We start from the raw sequence: 21629 nt of genomic DNA, 5'->3' as shown, positions 1-21629 counted from the left end.
ATAGACGGAGGCGCCGAAGGTTTCGCGGCCGGGGTGTTCGAAGACGATGTCGACGTCCTCGCCGCCGGTGAGTTCGCGGATGCGCTTGCCGAAGCGCTTCCATTCGCGGGGGTCCTGGGTGGTGGCGTCCTTCCAGAACCGGTAGTCCTCGGCCTTGCGGTCGATGATGGCCTCGGCGCCCATCTTGCGGCAGATCTCGGCCTTGTCCTCGCTGGAGACGACGCAGATGGGGTTGGCGCCGCCGGCGAGGGCGAACTGGGTGGCGTAGGAGCCGAGGCCGCCGCTGGCGCCCCAGATGAGGACGTTGTCGCCCTGCTTCATGCCGGCGCCGTTGCGGGAGACGAGCTGGCGGTAGGCGGTGGAGTTGACCAGGCCGGGGGCGGCGGCCTCCTCCCAGCTGAGGTGGTCGGGCTTGGGCATCAGCTGGTTGGACTTGACCAGGGCGATCTCGGCGAGCCCGCCGAAGTTGGTCTCGAAGCCCCAGATCCGCTGCTCGGGGTCGAGCATGGTGTCGTTGTGCCCGTCGGAGGACTCCAGCTCCACCGAGAGGCAGTGCGCGACGACCTCGTCACCCGCGTGCCAGGCGTTCACTCCCGGACCCGTGCGCAGCACCACACCGGCGAGGTCGGAGCCGATCACGTGGTAGGGCAGGTCGTGCCGCTTGGTCAGCTCCGAGAGGCGGCCGTACCGCTCCAGGAACCCGAAGGTCGACACCGGCTCGAAGATCGAGGTCCACACGGAGTTGTAGTTGACCGAGGAGGCCATCACGGCCACCAGGGCCTCGCCCGGGCCCAGCTCGGGAAGCGCGACCTCGTCGAGGTGCAGGGACTTGCGCGGGTCCTTCTCGCTCGAGTCCAGGCCCGAGAACATCTCCTGCTCGTCCTTGTGCACGGTCACCGCGCGGTAGGACTCGGGCAGCGGCAGAGCGGCGAAATCGGCGGCCTTGGCGTCCTGCGATTGGATCGCGTCCAGGATGTCCTTCACGGTGTTGCCTCCAGGGGTCCCCCCGGGCCGAGCCGGGGAGAGAAGCGCGTCTTGGGGTTTGAGGGAAATCCCCGGGATGTACGGGGCGGTACTGCTGTGGAGGTGTGCCGTCGGTTCGGCGGGTGGTGCCGGCAGCGCCTGGTGGGCGCGTGATGTCGAGTTGCCTGTGACGCAGGCGTCCGGGCGCGCAGGCCTGAGGGGGCTTGCGGGGACAGCCGGCGTACGAAGCTGCTCTGCACGCCGGCCGCCCGGACACTCTCAACGTATGGCACCGCGTGCCAGGTGACAAGACACTGCGTGCCAGCAATTTCTCTCAGGTGTCATCTGGATGTAACAAGTGAGCGATCATCGATCGAAAAGGGCCGGATTCCCTGCGAAGCGGACGCTTGCCTCGATGATCGCGGATGTGCCGGTGCCCGGCGAGCCGGGGCCGTCGGGGCCGCCTCCGGTGCCGAAGCGGAAGCGCCGGAGACGCCCGGGCGCGGGCGCCGGAACGCCGAAGTGGCCGCTGCCGGCTTCGGGTGCCGGGAGCGGCCACTTCGGGGTGGGAGTGCGGGAGGGTGCCGCCGCCGCGGGGTCAGGTGCGTTCGCGCAGCGCCTTCTCGATGGTGCGCATGACCTCGTCCAGCGGGGCGTCGGTACGGGCGACCGCCACCAGGACGTCCCCGGCCGGGTTGACCGAGGCAGGCGGCGGTGCCTCCTCCTCGGCCGTGCGACCGGCGCCTATGCCCATGCCGAAGGTGCGGCGCACGATCGCGAAGGCGTGGTCGAGCTGCGCCTCCACATCGCCCTGGCCGTCGGCGCGCAGCCAGCGGCGCAGTACGTGGTTGTGGGCGGTGACCACCGCGGAGGCCGCCACCTCGGCGAGCAGCGGGTCGTCGTTGCCGTCGCGGTGGTCCTGCTCGTCGAAGTGGCCGAGCAGATAGCGGGTGAACAAGCGCTCGTAGCGGGCCACCGAGGCGATCTCGGCCTCGCGCAGCGTGGGCACCTCGCGGGTGAGCTTGTAGCGGGCCACGGACAGCTCGGGCCGCGCCGCGTACATCCGCATGACCTCCTTGATCCCGCGGCACACGGTGTCGAGCGGATGCTCGTGCGCCGGGGCGGCGTTGAGCACCGACTCCGCCCGGATCAGGGTGTCATCGTGGTCGGGGAAGATCGCCTCTTCCTTGGAGCGGAAGTGCCGGAAGAAGGTCCGCCGGGCGACCCCGGCCGCGGCGGCGATCTCGTCGACCGTCGTCGCCTCGTACCCCTTGGTGGCGAACAGCTCCATCGCCGCGGCGGCGAGCTCCCGGCGCATCTTGAGTTTCTGCGCCGCGGCCCGGCCGAGGGCGGAACGCTCCGGTGCCTCGGGGGAACTCGTCGTACGCGGGGACTTGGCGGACTGCGGCATGCCACGAACGTACTGCATGTGGGGGGTCTCACGCGCCTGCCCCGGGGCCCCGCCGCCCCGGGTGGGCGGCGGGTTCCCCGCGGGTCCGAGGAGTCCGCCCCAGTCTGTCGCTTCCGTACGTTCTTCCCGGCCCGCCTCAGCGCCGGGCATATTCGCGGAAGCCGCGGCCGGTCTTGCGGCCGAGGCAGCCCGCCGCCACCAGGTGCTCCAGGAGGGGCGCCGGGGCGAGGCCGGGGTCGCGGAACTCGGCGTGCAGCACCCGCTCGATGGCCAGCGAGACGTCCAGGCCGACCACGTCGAGGAGTTCGAAGGGGCCCATCGGGTAGCCGCCGCCGAGCTTCATCGCGGTGTCGATGTCGTCCAGGCTGGCGTAGTGCTCCTCCAGCATCTTCACCGCGTTGTTCAGGTACGGGAAGAGCAGCGCGTTCACGATGAAGCCGGCCCGGTCGCCGCAGTCCACCGGGTGCTTGCGGATCCGCGCGCAGACCTCGCGGACCGTGGTGTGCACCTCGTCCTGGGTGAGGACGGTGCGCACCACCTCGACCAGCTTCATGGCGGGGGCCGGGTTGAAGAAGTGCATGCCGATGACGTCCTGCGGGCGCGAGGTGGCGCGGGCGCAGGCGACCACCGGCAGCGAGGAGGTGGTGGTGGCGAGCACCGCGCCCGGCTTGCAGATCTTGTCCAGCTGGGAGAAGAGCTGCTGCTTGATCTCCAGGTCCTCGGCGATGGCCTCCACCGCGAGGTCGACCTCGGCGAAGGAGTCGTAGGAACCGGACGGGGTGATCCTGGCCAGCGTCTCGGCGGCCTTCTCGGCGCTCAGCCTGCCCTTGTCGACAGAGCGCTGGAGCGATGTGGCGATACGGGCCTTGGCCTTCTCGGCCTTCTCCTCGCTGCGGGCCGCGAGCACCACGGTGAAGCCGGACTTGGCGAAGACCTCGGCGATGCCGGAGGCCATGGTGCCGGAACCGGCCACGCCCACCGACTCCACGGTGCGGCCGCGCGCGCCCTGGGCGTCCTGGTGCGGGGTGAGGGCGTCCGCGACGACGGCGGCGGAGCCCGCGGCCTCGTAGGAGTAGAAGCCGCGCCCGGACTTGCGGCCGGTCAGGCCCGCCTCGCTGAGCTGCTTGAGGATCGGGGCGGGGGCGTGCAGCCGGTCGTGGGAGGCCTGGTACATGGCCTCCAGGACGGTGCGCGCGGTGTCGACGCCGATGAGGTCGAGCAGTTCCAGCGGCCCCATCGGCAGTCCGCAGCCGAGTTTCATCGCGGCGTCGATGTCCTCGCGGGAGGCGTAGTTGGCCTCGTACATCGCGGCCGCCTGGTTGAGGTAGCCGAAGAGCAGTCCGTCGGCGATGAAGCCGGGGCGGTCGCCCGCGGTCACCGGGTCCTTGCCGAGCGCGGACACCAGGGAGGTCACCGCGGCGGCGGGCGCGGGCCCGGTCAGCACCGTGGAGACCACCTCGACCAGCTTCATGGCGGGCGCCGGGTTGAAGAAGTGCAGCCCGAGCACGCGCTCGGGGTGCTCGGTGTCGGCGGCGAGACGGGTCACGGACAGGGCGTTGGTGCCGGTGGCCAGGACCGTGTCCGGCCGCACGATGCGGTCCAGGGCGCGGAAGATCTGCTGCTTGATCTCGTACGACTCCGGGGCCACCTCGATGACCAGGTCGGCCTCGGCGGCGGCCTGGAGGTCGGTGAAGGTGCGGAAGCGGGCGAGGACGTCGCCGCGCTCCTGCTCGCTCAGGCGCTCGCGCTCCACGGCCCGGGCGGTCGAGGCCTCCAGGGCGGCCACGGCCTTGGTGGCGGCGGCCTGACTGACGTCGATGCCGATGACCTCGCGGCCTGCGCGGGCCAGCACCTCGGCGATGCCGGAGCCCATGGTGCCGAGGCCGACGACGGCGACGGTCTTGAGGGAGAGCGGGGGGAGGTCGGACAGAGGAGAGGCCATCGCGGGACTCCAGACAATGAGTGACGACTGAGAGGGTTCGCGGCGCGCAGAGGAAAGGGGGCCGCGCAGGGCAATCGCTGCCTCGCCGGGCCGCGCCCGAGGGCGCCCGGCAAGGAGAGCCGACCGGCCCTGTCCCGGGGCCGCGTCGTAGAGGTACCGAAATACCGAACCGACAAGCACTCGCGGTGGCTGCGTCACCAGGCCACCTGAGCGAGCGGGGAGGTTGTCCCGCTCGAATGAGCTTAACTCGTGAGTAACGAGCACGCCAGAGCGCGACTCATTCCTGTGTGTGACCTGTATCGCGGACCGCGAAACCCCTAAAGTCGAGTCGTGGACAAGGAGTTACGGGCCCTCACGGAGCGTCTGCGCGTCGAGGCGCGCGGTTCCGGAGGCTACGAGGAACTGCTCGGCACCGCCGACCACGAGGCGCTCGCGGCGGTGCTCACCGTGCCCGGGCAGCCCCTGTGGGCGCGCGAACTCGCCGCCTTCCGGCTGGGCAGCGCCGGGGACAAGCGCGCCTTCGAAGCCCTGGTGCTGCTGCTCAACCACCGGGATCCGGAGCGCTGCGCCACCGCGGCCGAGGCGCTGGCCCGGCTCGGGGACCCGCGCACCGCCCGCGCCGCCGCGGCGCTCGCGACCAACTCCCTGCGCACCGCCTACGCCCTCCACCCGGTACGGCTGCTGACCGCGCTGCGCGCCCCCGAGTCGGTGCCCGCCCTGATCACCACCCTGGAGCGGCTGCTCACTCCGCACGAGATCCACTGGCGGGTCGCCCTCGCCTGCGTGGAGGGCCTCGGCGCGCTGGGCGACCCACGGGCCCGCCCGGTCCTGACCGCCGCGACCGGCCACCCCCGGCTGGCCGCCGCCTCCGCCGCGGCACTGGCACGACTGGGCAGTTGACCGGCGCCGGGACCCTCCGGCGACCTCACCCGAGGCGCAGGCCGTACCGCACCTCGGTGACCGGCTCCCCGCCGACCGGATCGGTCTGCTCGGAGCCGTCGGGGCGGAAACCGGCTTGCTCGTAGAAGCGGCGGGCCCGGGTGTTGCCCGCCACCACCCACAGGCGCAGCCGCGGGTACCCGGCGGCGGCGCACCGCTCCAGGCAGTCGCTCAGCAGCAGGTGCCCGAGACCGGTGCCGATCCGCTCCGGCCGCACGTAGAGGGCGTACAGCTCCGCGTCCCGCGAGCCCTCGGACGACCCGGGCCCGGCGTCCTCACGCAGCGGTCCCCAGCAGGCCCAGCCCCTGACCTCGCCCGCCTGCTCGGCCACCGCGTCGACCACCGAGGGCGGTGCGGCGGCGAGAATCCTGCGGCGCAGGGCCGCGTCCTCGGCAGGGTCCAGGGCGTCCAGATACGCGCGCGGCATCAGGCCCGCGTACGCCGCCCGCCAGCCGTCGGTACGCAGCCGGCCCACCGCCTCGCAGTCGGCGTCCGTCATCGGGCGTACGAGAGCGTCCATGGCGGGAGCCTAGGCGGGCGTCCGGGCCCGCCGCCCCCAGGGGTACGAGCCGCTGCGGAAGCGCATTGTCAGTGGTGTGCGTCACAGTTGGGGGAGGAGCGGGCGCCGTGCCGGACGTCCGTGACCGACCGAGGGGTCCCACCATGACGTATGCCATCCAGGCCGAAGGGCTGACCAAGAGGTTCAAGGAGACACCGGCGCTCGCGGGCGTCGACCTGGCGGCGCGCACGGGCTCGGTGCTCGGCCTCCTCGGGCCGAACGGCGCGGGCAAGACGACCGCGGTCCGGGTCTTCGCCACCCTGATCCGGCCGGACGGCGGCCGGGCCTTCGTCGCGGGGCACGACGTGGTCCGCGATCCCGGCCGGGTGCGCGCCGCGATCGGGCTCACCGGGCAGTACGCCGCGGTCGACGAGAACCTCACCGGCACCGAGAACCTGCTGATGATCGGGCGCCTGCTCGGCATGCCCCGCCGTGAGGCGAAGGCCCGCGCCGCCGAACTCCTGGAACGCTTCCAGCTCAGCGACGCCGCCGGACGGGCCGCCAAGACCTTCTCCGGCGGGATGCGCCGCCGCCTCGACCTCGCCGCCAGCCTGGTCGGCCGCCCGCAGATCCTCTTCCTCGACGAGCCGACCACCGGCCTCGACCCGCACAGCCGCGGCGAGGTCTGGGACATGCTGCGCGGCCTGGTCTCCGAAGGCGTCACCGCGCTGCTGACCACCCAGTACCTGGAGGAGGCCGACAAGCTGGCCCACGACGTGGTGGTCATCGACAAGGGCCGCGTCATCGCGGAGGGCACCCCCGACGAGCTGAAGTCGGCGGTCGGCGGTCAGGTCCTGCAACTGCGGCCGGTGCACGCGGCGGACCTGTCCGCCGTGCACGCCATGGTCGTCGAGACCGCGGGAGAGGAGACCCAGTCGGAGGGCGAGCTGATCACCGTGCCGGTGAAGGACCCGGCCGTGATGCCCGCCATCGTGCGCCGCCTCGACAGCGCCGGGATCGCGGTGAGCGAGCTGGCGCTGCGCCGCTCCTCCCTCGACGAGGTCTTCCTCGCCCTGACGGGCCACCGGGCCGAGGAGCCGAAGGAGGCAGAGGAGGGCGAGTCGCCCGAGGACGCCGGTTTCGAGCGGGTGGGGAGCACGTCATGACGGCGGGATCGATCACCGCGCCCCTCGCCAAGAGCGGCCGGGTGCGCGCCGGGGCGGGGATCCGGCAGACGGCCACCATGGCCTGGCGGAGCCTGGTGAACGTCAAGCACAACCCGCTCGAACTGGTCGACTACAGCATCACGCCGATCATGTTCGTCTTCCTCTTCACCTACGTCTTCGGCGGGCAGATGGCGGGCAGCCCCAAGGAGTACCTGCAGTACGCGCTGCCGGGGATCATCGTGCAGAACACCCTGTTCATGAGCATGTACACCGCGATGTCGCTCAACAGCGACCTCACCAAGGGCGTCTTCGACCGGCTCCGCAGCCTGCCGATCGCCCGGGCCGCCCCGCTCCTCGGCCGTATCACCGCCGACCTCGCCAAGCAGCTGTGGGCGATGCTCCTCATGCTCGGCCTCGGCGCTCTCCTCGGCTTCCGCCTCACCGGCGGCTTCGCCGGATTCGTGGGCGCGGCGCTGCTGCTGATGGTCTTCGCCGCGGCGGTGGCCTGGAGCGCGGTCCTGATCGGCATGCTGGCCGGGGACCCGGAGAAGGTGCAGGTCTTCGCCTTCGTGGTGATCTTCCCGCTCACCTTCACCAGCAGCGCCTTCGTCCGGGTCGAGACGATGCCGGGCTGGCTGCAGGCCTGGGTCGACATCAACCCGGTCACCCATCTCTCGGACGCCTTCCGCGGGCTGCTCGTCGGCGGCGAGGTCGCCGAGCCGGTGCTGTGGTCCCTGGTCTGGGCGGCGGCGATCGCGGCGGTCTTCATCCCGCTGTCCATGCGGGCCTACCGGGCGCGTACGTGAGGAGGCGCACCGGAGCCTGCCGGGGCCGCGGTCCCGGCAGGCTCCGGTGGATCTCAGGGACGGGAGCCGAGCAGCCCGTGCAGCGCGATCCCGCGGGTGGCCGCCTTCTTCGTCTGCTGCGGCTCGGGGTCCGGCTGCCGGGCGCAGACCGCGTCCGCCGGGCCCTCGCCGCGCGGCACCTTGCCGGACTCCAGGTACCGGCTCAGGTACCCGTCCAGGCAGTCGCTGCCGCTCAGCGTGATGCCGTGGTTGCCGCCGCCGTCCTCGACCACGAAGCTGGAGCGCTTCAGCGAGCGGTGCAGGGTGGCGCCGCCCTCGTACGGGGTCGCGGCGTCGTCGGTGGCCTGGAAGAGCAGCACCGGCGGCAGCTTGTCGTTGGACACGTCGGGGCGGCTCAGCGACCGGGTCGGCCAGAAGGCGCAGGGGGCGTTGTACCAGGCGTTGTTCCAGGTGGAGAAGGGAGCCTTGCGGTGCACCGCCCAGTTGTCCTCGCGCCAGGTGTTCCAGTCGCGGGGCCAGTGCGCGTCCCGGCACTGCACCGCGGCGTAGACGCTGTAGCCGTTGTCGCCCGCCGCGTCCACGGCGCCCAGCTCCTGGTAGGCCTTGACCAGCGGCTTGGTCTCGCCCTTCTTCGTGTAGGCGGTGAAGGCCTCGGCGAGCTGCGGCCAGTAGCCGTTGTAGTAGCCGCCGGGCAGGAAGGTGTCCTCCAGCTCCCCGGCACCGACCTTGCCGCCCGCGGGCTTGCGGGTCACCTCCTGGCGCATGCGCTCCCAGCGGGCGCCGATCTTCTCGGGGTCCGTGCCGAGCCGGTAGGTGGCGTCGTGGCGCGCCATCCAGGCGAGGAAGGCCTCGTGCCGGGCGTTGAAGGCGAGGTCCTGGTCGAGGTTGTCGCGATACCAGACGCCCGTCGGGTCCACGATCGAGTCGAGGGCCATCCGGCGCACCCGGTCCGGGTGGAGCTTGGCGTACACCGCCCCGAGGTAGGTCCCGTAGGAGTAGCCGAAGTAGTTGATCTTCGGGGCGCCCAGGGCCCGGCGGATGCGGTCCATGTCGCGTGCGGCGCTGAGCGTGTCGATGTACGGCAGCACGTCCGCGTACTTCTTGCCGCAGGCCTCGGCGAAGCCGCGCGCCCGGTCCAGGTTCGCGTACTCCGCCTCGGCGCTGTCCGGGATGCTCGGCGGGCGCACCGGGTCGAAGTGGCCGGGGGAGCAGTCGAGGGCGGGGGAGCTCTTGCCGACCCCGCGCGGGTCGAAGCCGATGACGTCGTACTGGGCGGCGACCTTCTTCGGCAGCCCGGAGGCCACGAAGCCGGCGAGGTTCAGCCCGCTGCCGCCCGGCCCGCCCGGGTTCACCAGGAGCGGTCCCTGCGAGGTGGCGGCCGTGTGCGGGACGCGGGAGAGGGCGAGGGTGATCTGCCGTCCCTGGGGGCGGCTGTGGTCGAGCGGGACCTTGAGCGAGGAGCACTGGAGCGTGGGGTAGGTCTTGGTGCCGCACTTCTTCCAGCTGAGCCCCGCGGGCGCCGCCGGTTCTGCGCTCGCGGCGTGCGGTACGGCCGAGAGCATCCCGGCGACTACCGCGGCGGCACCGCACAGCGCGGCTGCGCGCTTGTTCATATGGCCTCCCGAGGTGGGGGGTTCGGGGCCGCGGTCACGACCCCCGCCCGCATCGTCGCGGAAAGGGCGGCCTGAAGAGCGTCTTATGTCATGAAGTGAAGAGAGTTGAACCGGATGGCGGAACACCGGGCGCCGCCGGTCCGCCGACCGCCTCAGAGCAGGGTGAGCTGGGTGGCCTCGGCGTGCGGCGGCTCCGCCTGCGGTGGTACCACCGGCAGCCGGCGCGCGGTGCCCGGGCGGCTCGGGCCGATCCCGAACTCCTCGGCCAGTTCGTGCACCTGACGGGTGATCCGCCGCTGGTACCACTTGGGGGCGTAGGCGCCCTCCGCGTACAGCCGCTCGTAGCGCCGCACCAGATGCGGGTGGTGGTGGGCCAGCCAGCTCATGAACCACTCGCGCGCGCCGGGCCGCAGATGCAGCACCAGCGGGGTCACCGAGGTGGCGCCGGAGGCGGCGATCGCCCGTACCGTCGCGCGCAGCTGGTCGGGGTGGTCGCCGAGGAAGGGGATCACCGGCGCCATCAGGACCCCGCAGCCGATGCCGTGCTCGGTGAGGGTGCGGACGACGCCGAGCCGCCGTTCGGGCGCGGGGGTGCCCGGCTCCACGGTGCGCCACAGCTCCCGGTCGGTGAAGCCCACCGAGACCGAGATGCCGACCTCGCACACCCGCGCCGCCTGCCGCAGCAGATCGAGGTCGCGCAGGATCAGGGTCCCCTTGGTGAGGATGGAGAAGGGGTTCGCGTGCTCGCCGAGCGCGGAGATGATGCCCGGCATCAGGTGGTAGCGGCCCTCGGCGCGCTGGTAGCAGTCGACATTGGTGCCCATCGCGATGTGCTCGCCCTGCCAGCGCGGGGAGGCGAGCTGACGGCGCAGCAGATCGGGGGCGTTGACCTTGACCACGATCTGGCTGTCGAAGTCCAGCCCGGTGTCCAGGTCGAGATAGCTGTGCGTCTTGCGGGCGAAGCAGTACACGCAGGCGTGCGAGCAGCCGCGGTAGGGGTTCACCGTCCACTCGAAGGGCATCCGGGACGCCCCGGGCACCCGGTTGACGATCGAGCGCGCCCGTACCTCGTGGAAGGTGATCCCGCGGAACTCCGGGCTGTCGAAGGTGCGGGTGGTCACCGCGTCCGCGCCGAACAGGGCGGCCTCGCGTGCCCGGCCCGTTCCGTCCGCTGCCAGGTTCTCCCAGCGCATGTGGCCTCCTCGGTAGCTCTGCCGAGAGAATAGAACAAACGTTCCCATGATCGTGCGACCCCGGTTTGGGGCTCGTGTCGTCCCAGTGGTTGGCTTGCCGCGACTTCCGAGCAACTCACCCCTGGAGGAACAGCAATGGCGCAGGTCGAGGCCACCACGCAGCGCACTCTCTCGGCAGAGCCCGACGACGTCTTCCGCGCCCTCGCGGACTACTCCGGCACCCGCGAGTCGCTCCTTCCCGAGCAGTACAGCGAGTACGAGGTCCGCGAGGGCGGCACCGGCGAGGGCACCCTCGTCCACTGGCGCCTCCAGGCCACCAGCAAGCGGGTGCGCGACTGCCTGCTCGACGTCACCGAGCCCGCCGGGGGCGAACTCGTCGAGAAGGACCGCAACTCCTCGATGGTCACCACCTGGCGCGTCACCCCCGCGGGTGAGGGCCGCTCCCGGGTCGTCGTCAGCTCGGTGTGGAACGGCACCGGCGGGATCGGCGGCTTCTTCGAGCGGACCTTCGCGCCCAAGGGCCTCAACCGGATCCACGACGAGATCCTGGCCAAGCTCGCGGTGACCGCCGAGAAGTGAGCCCCGGAGCGCCGCGGGCGGCAACTCACCCGCGGCGCCCGGCTCTTCACAGCTTCCCGGCAGGCCCCGGCGCCTCACCGGTTCGGGTGGTTCTCCCGCCCGGCGCTCCGCCGCCCCGCAAGCCCCCCACCGGCACCGATGCGCTCCGGCGCACGGGGCGGTGCAACTCGTCGCGCTTGCTTGCAGTTGTCGCGTAATGCGAGAAATGGGCGGCCAGGCGCGACGAGGGGAGCAGCTACGTGGGCCAGACCATGCTGGTGGAGAGTGCCGAGGGAAAGGCGCCGCCGTCCGCGCGGGCGCCGCGGGAGCCGGCCGGACCGCCGCCGGGGACCCCCGCCCACGGCCTCGGGCCCCGCCAGGTCCGGCTGGTCTTCCTCGGCCTGATGCTGGCGCTGCTGCTCGCGGCCCTCGACCAGATGATCGTGGCCACCGCCCTGCCCAAGATCGTCGGCGAACTGCACGGCCTGGACAAGATGTCCTGGGCCATCACCTCGTACCTGCTCACCTCGACCATCGGCCTGCCGGTCTACGGGAAACTCGGCGACCTCTTCGGGCGCAAGCGGGTCTTCCAGTTCGCCATCGCGGTCTTCGTCATCGGCTCCGCGCTCGCCGGGTGGTCGCGCACGATGGACCAGCTGATCGCCTTCCGCGCGCTCCAGGGCGTCGGCGCGGGCGGGCTGATGATCGGTGTGCAGGCGATCATCGCGGACATCGTCCCGCCCCGCGAACGCGGCCGCTTCATGGGCCTGATCGGAGCGGCCTTCGGCGTCGCCTCGGTCGCCGGACCGCTGCTCGGCGGCTTCTTCACCGACCACGCGAGCTGGCGGTGGTGCTTCTACATCAACGTCCCCTTCGGCGTGGTGACCTTCGCCGTCGTCAGCGTCGTCCTCAAGCTGCCCCGGCCCCGGGTGAAGCCGCGCCTCGACGTCCTCGGCATCCTCCTGATCGCGGCGCTCTCCAGCTGCCTGGTCCTGCTGACCAGCTGGGGCGGCACCGAGTACGACTGGGACTCCCGGGTCATCCTCGGCCTCGGCGCGGGTGCCCTCGTCTCGGTCCTGCTCTTCCTGCTGGCCGAGCGCTTCGCCGCCGAACCGCTCATCCCGCTGCGGCTGTTCAGGGATCCGGTGTTCTGCCTGACCGGCCTGATCGGCATGGTCGTCGGCGTCGCGCTCTTCGGCGCTGCCAGCTATCTGCCCACCTTCCTGCAGATGGTGGACGGGGTGAGTGCCACCGAATCGGGACTGCTGATGCTGCCGATGATGGCGGGCATCGTCGTCGCCTCCATCGTCTCCGGGCAGCTCATCAGCCGTACCGGGCGCTACAAGGTCTATCCGCTGCTCGGCTCGCTGCTCTCGGTCGTCGGGATGTGGCTGCTCTCCGGGCTCGGCTCCGGGACCTCCCGACTCGCCTACAGCGTCTGGATGGCGGTGCTCGGCGCGGGCATCGGCCTGGTCATGCCGGTCCTCGTGCTCGCCGTGCAGAACTCCGTACGGCCCCTCGACCTGGGCACCGCCACCAGCGCCAACAACTACTTCCGTCAGATCGGCGGCAGCGTGGGCGCCGCGATCTTCGGCACCCTCTTCGCCGACCGGCTGGCCGAGGCCCTGGCCGAGCGGCTGCCCGTTGAGGCGGACCTGCCGGACCCCGAGTCGATCACCCCGGGTCTGGTGCACTCGCTGCCCGCCCCGGTGCGGGACGCCTATATCGAGGCCTACGCGGACGCCATGCCGCGGATCTTCCTCTATCTGGTGCCGGTGCTCGCCCTCGGCCTGCTCATCGCCTTCTTCCTCAAGGAGAAACCGCTGGTGTCCCACCACAGCCCGGCCGCCGACGCCACCACCGCCGACCCCGCCGGGGTCCCCCCGGCCCGCACCGCCCCGCTCGCCGGCTCCCCGGTCTGCGGCAGCCTGCGGCACCACGACGGCACCGCGGTCCCCCACGCGGCGCTCACCCTCATCGACGTCACGGGGCGCCAGATCGGGCGCGGCGCCAGCGCCGAGAACGGGCGGTACGCGCTGTCCACGCCGGGCGCGGGCACCTATGTGCTGATCGCCGCGGCGGGCGGGCACCAGCCGCAGGCCGTCTCGGTCACCGTGGGGGAGCGGCCCGTCGAACTCGACCTGGTGCTCGGCGGCGCCGGACGGCTCGCGGGCACCGTGCTCACCGCGGACGGCGCGCGCGTACGGGACGCCACCGTGACCCTGACCAACGCGCACGGCGAGGTGGTGGCCAGCACCCGCACCGCGGCGGAGGGCGGCTACGCGCTCGGCGAGCTGGTGGCCGGTGAGTACACCCTCGCGGCCAGCGCCCCCGCCTTCCGCCCGGCCGCGCTGCCGGTGACCGTGCAGGCCGCCCGCGAGACGCGCCAGGACATCGAACTGGCGGGCGGCGCCGTGCTGCGCGGCACGGTACGCGGCAGCGGCGGCAGGCCCGTGGAGGACGCCCGGGTCACCCTGCTCGACGCCGCGGGCAATGTCGTCGACACCCTCACCACCGGAGCCGACGGGGTGTTCCGCTTCTCCGACCTCTCCTCGGGCGAGTACACCGTGATCGCCGCTGGATACCCGCCGGTCGCCACCGTCCTCCGGATGGCCGGAGGCGGCCGTACGGAGCGGGATGTGCAACTGGGGCACGAGGACTGACACGGCCTGCCGCCCGGCCGCCGGGGCGGCGTCGGGGGCGGCGGCGTCCTGGCTGGTCACGGCGGTCGGCGGGGACGCGGACCGGACCGGCGGGACGGCTCCGCGAGGTCGGCGGCGGACCCTTCCGGGCGCTCCCATTGGTCTAGACCACTGAGAGTTATCCACAGGCCTGGCCGTCACTTTGCCGACCGCGTACGGTTCGAGCCATGAAGATCCTGATCAGTGCCGACATGGAGGGCGCGACGGGCGTGACCTGGCCCGCCGACGTCCTTCCCGGTACGCCGCAGTGGGAGCGCTGCCGCGCCATGTTCACCTCGGACGTGAACGCGGCGGTGCTCGGCTTCTTCGACGGCGGCGCGGACGAAGTGCTCATCAACGAGGCGCACTGGACCATGCGCAATCTGCTCCTCGAACAGCTCGACGAGCGCGCCCAGATGCTCACCGGCAGACACAAGTCCCTGTCCATGGTCGAGGGCGTCCAGCACGGGGACGTGGACGGCATCGCCTTCGTCGGCTACCACACCGGCGCCGGCATGGAGGGCGTGCTCGCCCACACCTATCTCGCCAACTCGATCACCGGGGTCTGGGTCGACGGGGTGCGCGCCAGCGAGGGCCTGCTCAACTCCCGTGTCGTCGCCGAGTACGGCGTCCCGGTCGTCCTCTTCACCGGCGACGACCTCGCCTGCGAGGACGCCCTCGGGTACGCCCCCGGCGCGCTCAAGGTCGCGGTCAAGGACCACGTCTCCCGGTACGCCGCGGTCTGCCGGACCCCCACCCGCACCGCCGCCGACATCCGCGCCGCCGCGAAGGAGGCCGCCGCCCTCGCGGTGCGCCACGAGCCGGTGCGCGGCGGACCGTTCACGGTGGAGCTGGAGTTCGACGCCGAGCACCTGTCGATGGCGGCCACCGTGGTCCCCGGCGTGGTGCGGTCGGGGGAGCGCAAGGTCGCCTACACGAGCGACACCATGTACGAGGGCATTCGCACCTTCAAGGCGGTGACCACGGTCGTCTCGGCCGCGGTGGAGGAACAGTATGGCTGAGCAGTCCGACGCGACGGCACTGGACGAAGTGGTCCGCTTCACCAGCGACCTCATCCGCATCGACACCACCAACCGCGGCGGCGGCGACTGCCGGGAGCGGCCCGCCGCCGAGTACGCGGCCGCCCGCCTCGCCGAGGCCGGTCTCGAACCGGTGCTCCTGGAGCGCACCCCCGGCCGGACCAACGTCGTCGCCCGGGTCGAGGGCAGCGACCCCTCGGCCGAGGCGCTGCTCGTCCACGGCCACCTCGACGTGGTGCCCGCGGAGGCCGCGGACTGGACGGTGCACCCCTTCTCCGGGGAGATCCGGGACGGTGTGGTCTGGGGCCGGGGCGCCGTCGACATGAAGAACATGGACGCGATGATCCTGGCGGCCGTACGCCAGTGGGCCCGCACCGGCGAGCGCCCGCGCCGCGACCTGGTGATCGCCTTCACCGCCGACGAGGAGGCCAGCGCCGAGGACGGCTCCGGCTTCCTGGCCGACCAGCACCCGGAGCTCTTCGAGGGCTGCACCGAGGGCGTCAGCGAATCGGGCGCCTTCACCTTCCACGACGGAATCGGCAACCAGCTCTACCCGATCGGCGCGGGCGAGCGCGGCACCGGCTGGCTGAAGCTGACCGCCCGCGGCCGCGCCGGACACGGCTCCAAGGTCAACCACGAGAACGCGCTGATGCGGCTCTCCGAGGCGGTGGTGCGCATCGGCGGACACCGCTGGCCGCTGCGGCTCACCCCGACCGTGAAGGCCGCGCTCGGCGAACTGGCCGCGGTGTACGGCATCGAGGGCGCCGATCCCGCGGCGATGGACGCGGCCTCCTTCGACGCCGACGCCCTGGTCGACCGGCTGGGACCGGCCCGCTCTCTGGTGGAGCCGGTGCTGCGCAACAGCACCAACCCGACCATGCTCGACGCCGGTTACAAGGTCAATGTGATCCCGGGGGAGGCGACCGCCTTCATCGACGGGCGCTTCCTGGCCGGCGCCGAGGAGGAGTTCCGCAGCACCCTGGACGAGCTGACCGGCCCGTACGTGGACTGGGAGTTCCACCACCACGAGGTCGCGCTCCAGTCGCCGGTGGACTCGCCGGCGTTCAAGCAGATGCGTGCGGCGGTCGAGGCCTTCGCCCCCGAGGGGCGCGTCGTGCCGTACTGCATGTCCGGCGGCACCGACGCCAAGCAGTTCTCGCGGCTCGGCATCACCGGCTACGGCTTCGCCCCGCTGAAGCTGCCCGAGCAGTTCGACTACCAGGCCCTGTTCCACGGCGTCGACGAACGGGTACCGGTGGAGGCACTGCACTTCGGCGTCCGCGTTCTCGACCGCTTCCTGCGGACGGCCTGACATGGGGGAGAAGATGACAAGCCTGCCGTACGGATCCTGGCCCTCGCCGATCGACGCCGCGCTGGCCGCCGCACACGACGGGCACGCGGAGTACCTCGGCGCCGTCGGCACCGAGACCTGGTGGACCGAACCCCGCCCCGCCGAGGCCGGCCGCCGCGCCCTGGTGCGCCAACGCGAGGACGGCGTCCAGGAGTCGGTGCTGCCCGCCCCGTGGAACGTCCGCAGCCGCGTCATCGAGTACGGCGGCACACCCTGGACGGCCCTCGCCCGCGAGGAAGGCCCCCTCGTGGTCTTCGTCCACTTCCCCGACCAGCGCCTCTACGCCTACGAACCCGAGGTGCCCGGCAGCGAACCGCGCCCGCTCACCCCGCTCTCCCCGGTGGGCGGCGGACTGCGCTGGGTGGAGCCGAGCCTGCACCCCGAGCGCGGCGAAGTCTGGTGCGTACTGGAGGAGTTCACCGGCGAGGGCCCGAGCGAGCTGCGCCGGGTGCTCGCCGCGGTGCCCCTGGACGGCACCGCCGCCGAGGACCGCGGCGCGGTGCGCGAACTCAGCGACGACAGCCACCGCTTCGTCACCGGACCCCGGCTCTCCCCGGACGGCCGCCATGCCGCCTGGCTGGCCTGGGACCACCCCCGGATGCCCTGGGACGGCACCGAGATCAAGCTCGCCGAGGTGCGCGCCGACGGCAGCTTCGGCGCACCGGTCTCCTTCGCGGGCGGGCCCGAGGAGTCCATCGCCCAGGTCGAATGGCTCGCCGACGGGCAGTTGCTCTTCGCCAGCGACCGCACCGGCTGGTGGAACCTCTACCGCGCCCCGCTCGAAGGGCCCCTCCAGGCGCTGTGCCCCCGCGAGGAGGAGTTCGGCGGCGCCCTCTGGAAGATCGGGCACCGCTGGTTCGCCCCCCTGGACAACGGCCTGATCGCCGTCGTGCACGGGCGCGGGAGCACCGCGCTCGGCATCCTCGACCCGGAGAGCGGCGAGCTGGTGGACGCCGCCGGTCCCTGGAGCGAGTGGGCGCCCACCCTCGCCGTGCACGGCAGCCGGGCGGTCGGTGTCGCGGCCAGCCCGCGCAGCGGGTACGAGGTGGTGGAGCTCGACGCCATCACCGGCCGCGCCCGGGTGATCGGCGCCCCCCACACCGACCCGGTGGACCCCGCTTACTACCCGGCCCCGGAACACCGCACCTTCCGGGGCCCCGGCGGGCGCGAGATCCACGCCCAGGTCTATCCGCCGCACAGCCCCGACCACACGGCGCCGGAGGGCGAGCTGCCGCCCTACGCGATCTGGGCGCACGGCGGGCCCACCGGCCGGGCACCGCTCGTACTCGACCTGGAGATCGCCTACTTCACCTCGCGCGGCATCGGCGTGGTCGAGGTCAACTACGGCGGCTCCACCGGGCACGGCCGCGAGTACCGCAACCGGCTGCGCGAGCAGTGGGGCGTGGTGGACGTGGAGGACTGCGCGGCGGTGGCCCGCGAGCTGGCCGCCGAGGGCAGCGCCGACCCGGACCGCCTGGCCGTCCGGGGCGGCAGCGCGGGCGGCTGGACCAGCGCGGCCTCCCTCGCCGCGACCGAGGTCTACGCCTGCGGCACGGTCATCTACCCCATCCTCGACCTCACCGGCTGGGGCACGGGGGAGACCCACGACTTCGAGTCGCAGTATCTGGAGTCCCTGGTGGGCCCGCTCGCCGAGGTCCCCGAACGGTACGCCGAGCGCTCGCCCTCGGAGCACGCCGAGAGCGTCACCGCCCCCTTCCTGCTGCTCCAGGGGCTCGACGACGTCATCTGCCCGCCCGTCCAGTGCGAGCGCTTCCTCGCCAAGATGAAGGGCCGGGGCGTGCCGCACGCCTACCTCACCTTCGAAGGGGAGGGGCACGGTTTCCGCCGCGCCGACACCATGATCCGCGCCCTGGAAGCGGAACTCTCCCTCTACGCCCAGACCTTCGGCCTCACCGGTACCGGGGTTCCGCACCTGGAGCTCAGCCGGTGACCAGCACCACCGCGGGAGCGGGCGCGCGTACGGCGGCGGATCCGGCGAACGGCGCGGTGCTGCCCGGCGCGCCCCGGCCGGGGGCCGAGCCGGTGCCCGCGCTCCACCGGCCCCGCCGGCTCGCCCCGGGCGCCCGGGTGGCGGTCGTCGCCCCGGGCGCCCGGGTGGCGGTCGTGGCGCCGAGCGGGCCGGTGCCGGGCGAGCGTCTGGAGGAGGGCCTGCGGATCCTGCGCGAGTGGGGGCTCGACCCCGTGGCCGGGCCCCATGTCCTCGACCGCCACCGGGAGTTCGGCTATCTCGCGGGCAGTGACGCCGACCGCGCGGCGGACCTCCAGTCGGCCTGGTGCGACCCCCGGGTGGACGCGGTGTTCTGCGCCCGGGGCGGCTACGGCGTCCAGCGGATGGTCGATCTGCTCGACTGGGAGGCGATGCGCGCCGCGGGACCGAAGGTCTTCCTCGGCTTCAGCGACATCACCGCACTCCACGAGGCCTTCGCCCGGCGGCTCGGACTCGCCACCCTGCACGGGCCGATGACCGCGGGCATCGACTTCCTCCGCAACGCCGACGCGCGGGAGCACCTGCGGGCCACGCTCTTCGAGCCGGAGACGGTACGGACCCTCGGCCGCGGCCGGACACTGATACCGGGCCGGGCGCGCGGCGTCACCCTGGGCGGCTGCCTGTCCCTGCTCGCCGCCGGTCTCGGCACACCGGACGGCCGGGCCTCGGCGCGCGGCGGGCTGCTGCTCCTGGAGGACGTCGGCGAGGAGGCGTACCGGCTCGACCGCTACCTCACCCAACTCCTGCGCGCGGGATGGCTGGAGGGCCTCGGCGGAATCGCGCTGGGCTCCTGGGAGGACTGCGGACCGGCCGCCGAGCTGCGCCCGCTCTTCCTGGACCGGTTCGGCTCCCTCGGCGTCCCGGTGGTGGAGGAACTCGGATTCGGCCACTGCGCGGGGGCGTTGACCGTGCCCTTCGGCATCCCGGCCGTACTCGACGCGGACGCCGGGACCTTGTCCCTCGAGGAGCCTGCTCTGGCTTGAGGCGGGGCCGGGGGACGGGGGCCGCCGCTCCCGGTGCGGCCGTCGTCCCTTCAGGGCCTCGTGCGGCGCTCACGTCTGCGGCTGCTGTGGGCGCTGTGCGTGGTCCGGTTCTCGCTGAGCTGCACGGCCTCCGCATCGGCGACACCACCACGCTGCGCACCCTCGCCCCGGCGAAGGTGCGCCTGGTGGGCCTTTGAGCCGAGCTGAGCTGAGCCGGGGCCGAGCCGGACGAGTGTCCTGAGCGCCCCGGGCGGCGCCGGTTGCCGCATCCGCCACCGCGCCCGAGCATCAGCTACCCGCACCCGCACCCGCACCCGCACCCGCACCCGCACCCACGGGACCACCCCGCGCCCCCATCCCCACCCCGACGCCGATGCGTCACCCGGCGCCCCGCAACGCCGAGTTGAGACCACCCCCGCACGCGCACCTGCCCCCGCACCCCCGCGCGCGCCGGAGTGCGCGCCGTTTTCACCACTCTCCGCTGCCCCTCTGCACCGGTTCACCGCACGCCCGTTGACCCTTTTCCGTATATCTCCCAGCATGAGCGACGACCGGTACCAACCGGTCGGTAGGCGACCTCAGCGTGGAGGATTCCGTGTACCGAGCACCCCTCAAGCCCCGGCCCTTATCCCTGCTGCCTCTGCTGCCTCTGCTGTCTGCGCGACCTCTGCGTTCGACCCGGCGTCCACGGCGGGCCCTGGCCCTGGCCGCGACCGCCGCGCTGGCCGCGCCGCTGGCGTTCACCGCCCCCGACCGGGCCGCCGCCACCGAGCCGTACACCCTCACTCCGGTGCAGGTCACCGTGGACACGGGGGCCAGGGACTGCCGTGTCGACGCCGACCTCTACCGGCCCGCCGGGGTGAGCCGGGAGCACCCGGCACCGGCCGTGCTGATCACCAACGGCTTCGGCGGGAGCAAGAACGACGGCTCCACCGACGACACCGCCCGGGCCTTCGCCTCCCGGGGCTATGTCACCCTCGTCTACTCCGGCCTCGGCTTCGGCAGATCGGGCTGCACGATCTCGCTGGACGATCCGCGTATCGACGGTCGGGCGGCCTCCGGACTGGTCGACTTCCTCGCCGGTGAGCGGCCCGCCGAGGACGGCACCCGGCCCGACTTCGTCACCCTCGACCGGCGCGGGGACCCCCGGGTCGGCATGATCGGCGGCTCCTACGGCGGAGCCGTTCAGCTGGCCACCGCCTCCCGCGACCACCGGCTGGACGCCCTGGTGCCGATGATCACCTGGAGCGATCTCGGACAGTCGATGCTCCCGAACGGCAGCGGCGCGAAGGGTACTTCCGGGGACACCCCCGGGGTCTACAAATGGCAGTGGACCAACGGCTTCTACCTGATCGGCGAGGGCCAGCCGATCACCGTGCCGAACGCCGACCCCTCCCGCATCAACTCGCTGGCCTGCCTGCACTTCGTCTCCGAGGCCTGCAACATCTTCAAGACCCTCAACTCGGGGGTGCTGCGCGAGAAGCCGATGCGCGAGCTGCTCGGGTACGCGCGCGGTATCTCGGCCGCCGGGTACGCCCAGGGCATCAAGGCGCCGACCCTGCTGATCCAGGGCCAGGCCGACAGCCTCTTCACGCTGAACGAGGCGGAGTCCACGTACCGGATGCTGCGTTCGCAGGGGGTCAGCACGCGGATGATCTGGCAGTCGGCGGGCCACAGCGGGGGCGTCAGCGATCCGGCGAGGGGCGAGCTGAACATGGACGCCGGGAATCTGGAGACCTCCTACGTGGGCAAGCGGATCCTCGCCTGGTTCGACGGCTATCTGCGGCACCGGGACGTCGGCACCGGACCCGCCTTCGCCTACTACCGCGACTGGATCGAGGACCCCGCCCGCACCTACGCCACCGGCCCGGCGGTGCCCGCGCTGAGCGAGCGGCTCTATCTGTCCGGGGACGGCAAGCTGGTCGGCGAGCGGCGGCAGGTGCGGTCCGGCAGCAGGACGTACGCCAATCTGCCGGTGCCCACCAGCCATTCGGGCAGCCCGCTCCTGCACACCCTGGGCCTGCCGGATCCGGCGCCGTACGACCTGAAGGGCACCCACCTCGCCTGGACCTCGGCCCCGCTGCCGGAGCCGACCGAGGTGGTGGGCGCGGCCCGGGCGCACCTGCGGGTGCACTCGCCGCGGACCGAGCGGGTGCAGCACTCCGGTGACGCCGCCGACAAGCTGGTCCTCTTCGCGAAGCTGTACGACCTCGCCCCGGACGGCAGCAAGACGCTGGTGCACCGGCTCGTCGCCCCGGTCCGGGTCCCCGATGTGCGGCGCGACTTCAGCGTGGAGCTGCCGGGCATCGTCCACCGCTACGAGCAGGGCCACCGGCTGCAGTTCGTGGTGGCGGCCAGCGACGACGCGCACTTCGGCAACCGCGGCATCAAACCGGTCACCGTCACCAGCGCGCCCGGCAGCACCGGCACCCTCGACCTGCCGGTGGTCGGCGGCTCCGGCTGACCGCGCGGGCGG

16 protein-coding genes are annotated in these 21629 nt (G+C 72.6%); 10 read left to right on the top strand and 6 right to left on the bottom strand.

Annotation, left to right across the window (positions count from 1 at the left end; translation table 11 throughout):
- The 3 genes from ccrA to HFV08_RS21550 all read right to left on the bottom strand — a co-directional run.
- The coding region (gene ccrA / locus HFV08_RS21560) for a crotonyl-CoA carboxylase/reductase (protein ID WP_168541503.1) at positions 1 to 984 on the bottom strand (984 nt) is incomplete at its 3' end.
- A 577-nt stretch (positions 985 to 1561) separates the two neighbouring features.
- The gene (locus HFV08_RS21555) at positions 1562 to 2374 is read right to left on the bottom strand and encodes a TetR family transcriptional regulator (RefSeq protein ID WP_040246205.1); all 813 of its coding nucleotides are present in this window, start codon (positions 2372 to 2374) and stop codon (positions 1562 to 1564) included.
- Positions 2375 to 2510: 136 nt separating this feature from the next.
- Positions 2511 to 4316 carry a 3-hydroxyacyl-CoA dehydrogenase family protein gene (locus tag HFV08_RS21550; protein ID WP_168541499.1) on the bottom strand — a complete coding sequence of 602 codons (1806 nt, stop codon included), beginning with the start codon at positions 4314 to 4316 and terminating at the stop codon, positions 2511 to 2513.
- A gap of 330 nt (positions 4317 to 4646) precedes the next feature.
- Here HFV08_RS21550 and HFV08_RS21545 point away from each other — a divergent pair, with 330 nt between their 5' ends.
- Positions 4647 to 5216, top strand: coding sequence for an adenylosuccinate lyase (locus tag HFV08_RS21545; protein ID WP_168541497.1), 570 nt, complete (start codon positions 4647 to 4649; stop codon positions 5214 to 5216).
- A 25-nt stretch (positions 5217 to 5241) separates the two neighbouring features.
- On the opposite strand, the gene HFV08_RS21540 is transcribed toward HFV08_RS21545, so the two are convergent.
- Positions 5242 to 5775: a GNAT family N-acetyltransferase gene (locus HFV08_RS21540; protein WP_168541495.1), complete on the bottom strand. Its 534-nt coding sequence runs from the start codon at positions 5773 to 5775 to the stop codon at positions 5242 to 5244.
- A 143-nt stretch (positions 5776 to 5918) separates the two neighbouring features.
- Here HFV08_RS21540 and HFV08_RS21535 point away from each other — a divergent pair, with 143 nt between their 5' ends.
- Complete coding sequence (locus tag HFV08_RS21535) at positions 5919 to 6920, top strand: ATP-binding cassette domain-containing protein (protein WP_168541493.1); 1002 nt, start codon at positions 5919 to 5921, stop codon at positions 6918 to 6920.
- Positions 6917 to 7726 (top strand): ABC transporter permease, encoded by an 810-nt coding sequence (locus HFV08_RS21530; protein ID WP_168541491.1) that lies wholly within the window; start codon positions 6917 to 6919, stop codon positions 7724 to 7726. The genes HFV08_RS21535 and HFV08_RS21530 overlap by 4 nt, the downstream gene beginning before the upstream one ends.
- A 53-nt stretch (positions 7727 to 7779) precedes the next feature.
- On the opposite strand, the gene HFV08_RS21525 is transcribed toward HFV08_RS21530, so the two are convergent.
- Positions 7780 to 9339, bottom strand: a complete 1560-nt coding sequence (locus HFV08_RS21525; RefSeq protein ID WP_168541489.1) for an alpha/beta hydrolase — start codon at positions 9337 to 9339, stop codon at positions 7780 to 7782.
- Positions 9340 to 9491: 152 nt separating this feature from the next.
- The gene (locus HFV08_RS21520) at positions 9492 to 10532 is read right to left on the bottom strand and encodes an Rv2578c family radical SAM protein (protein ID WP_168541487.1); all 1041 of its coding nucleotides are present in this window, start codon (positions 10530 to 10532) and stop codon (positions 9492 to 9494) included.
- 135 nt (positions 10533 to 10667) lie between these two features.
- Here HFV08_RS21520 and HFV08_RS21515 point away from each other — a divergent pair, with 135 nt between their 5' ends.
- From HFV08_RS21515 to HFV08_RS31195, 7 genes are all read left to right on the top strand, one after another.
- The gene (locus HFV08_RS21515; protein WP_168541485.1) at positions 10668 to 11111 is read left to right on the top strand and encodes an SRPBCC family protein; all 444 of its coding nucleotides are present in this window, start codon (positions 10668 to 10670) and stop codon (positions 11109 to 11111) included.
- Positions 11112 to 11362: 251 nt separating this feature from the next.
- Positions 11363 to 13753 carry an MFS transporter gene (locus HFV08_RS21510; protein ID WP_168541524.1) on the top strand — a complete coding sequence of 797 codons (2391 nt, stop codon included), beginning with the start codon at positions 11363 to 11365 and terminating at the stop codon, positions 13751 to 13753.
- Between the two features lie 206 nt (positions 13754 to 13959).
- Positions 13960 to 14793 (top strand): M55 family metallopeptidase, encoded by an 834-nt coding sequence (locus HFV08_RS21505; RefSeq protein WP_168541483.1) that lies wholly within the window; start codon positions 13960 to 13962, stop codon positions 14791 to 14793.
- Positions 14786 to 16123, top strand: a complete 1338-nt coding sequence (locus tag HFV08_RS21500; RefSeq protein WP_168541481.1) for a M20/M25/M40 family metallo-hydrolase — start codon at positions 14786 to 14788, stop codon at positions 16121 to 16123. The genes HFV08_RS21505 and HFV08_RS21500 overlap by 8 nt, the downstream gene beginning before the upstream one ends.
- Before the next feature lie 13 nt (positions 16124 to 16136).
- On the top strand, positions 16137 to 18113 hold the full coding sequence (locus HFV08_RS21495) for a S9 family peptidase (protein ID WP_376770683.1): 1977 nt from the start codon (positions 16137 to 16139) through the stop codon (positions 18111 to 18113).
- A 92-nt stretch (positions 18114 to 18205) separates the two neighbouring features.
- Positions 18206 to 19153, top strand: coding sequence for a S66 peptidase family protein (locus HFV08_RS21490; protein WP_168541522.1), 948 nt, complete (start codon positions 18206 to 18208; stop codon positions 19151 to 19153).
- Between the two features lie 652 nt (positions 19154 to 19805).
- Positions 19806 to 21617, top strand: a complete 1812-nt coding sequence (locus HFV08_RS31195; RefSeq protein ID WP_376770685.1) for a CocE/NonD family hydrolase — start codon at positions 19806 to 19808, stop codon at positions 21615 to 21617.
- Positions 21618 to 21629 lie beyond the last annotated feature (12 nt).

Source organism: Streptomyces physcomitrii, assembly GCF_012273655.1.
GTDB lineage: Bacteria > Actinomycetota > Actinomycetes > Streptomycetales > Streptomycetaceae > Streptomyces > Streptomyces physcomitrii.
Note: the sequence above shows the minus strand (reverse complement) of the source record. Positions and strands in the feature narration are given on the sequence as shown.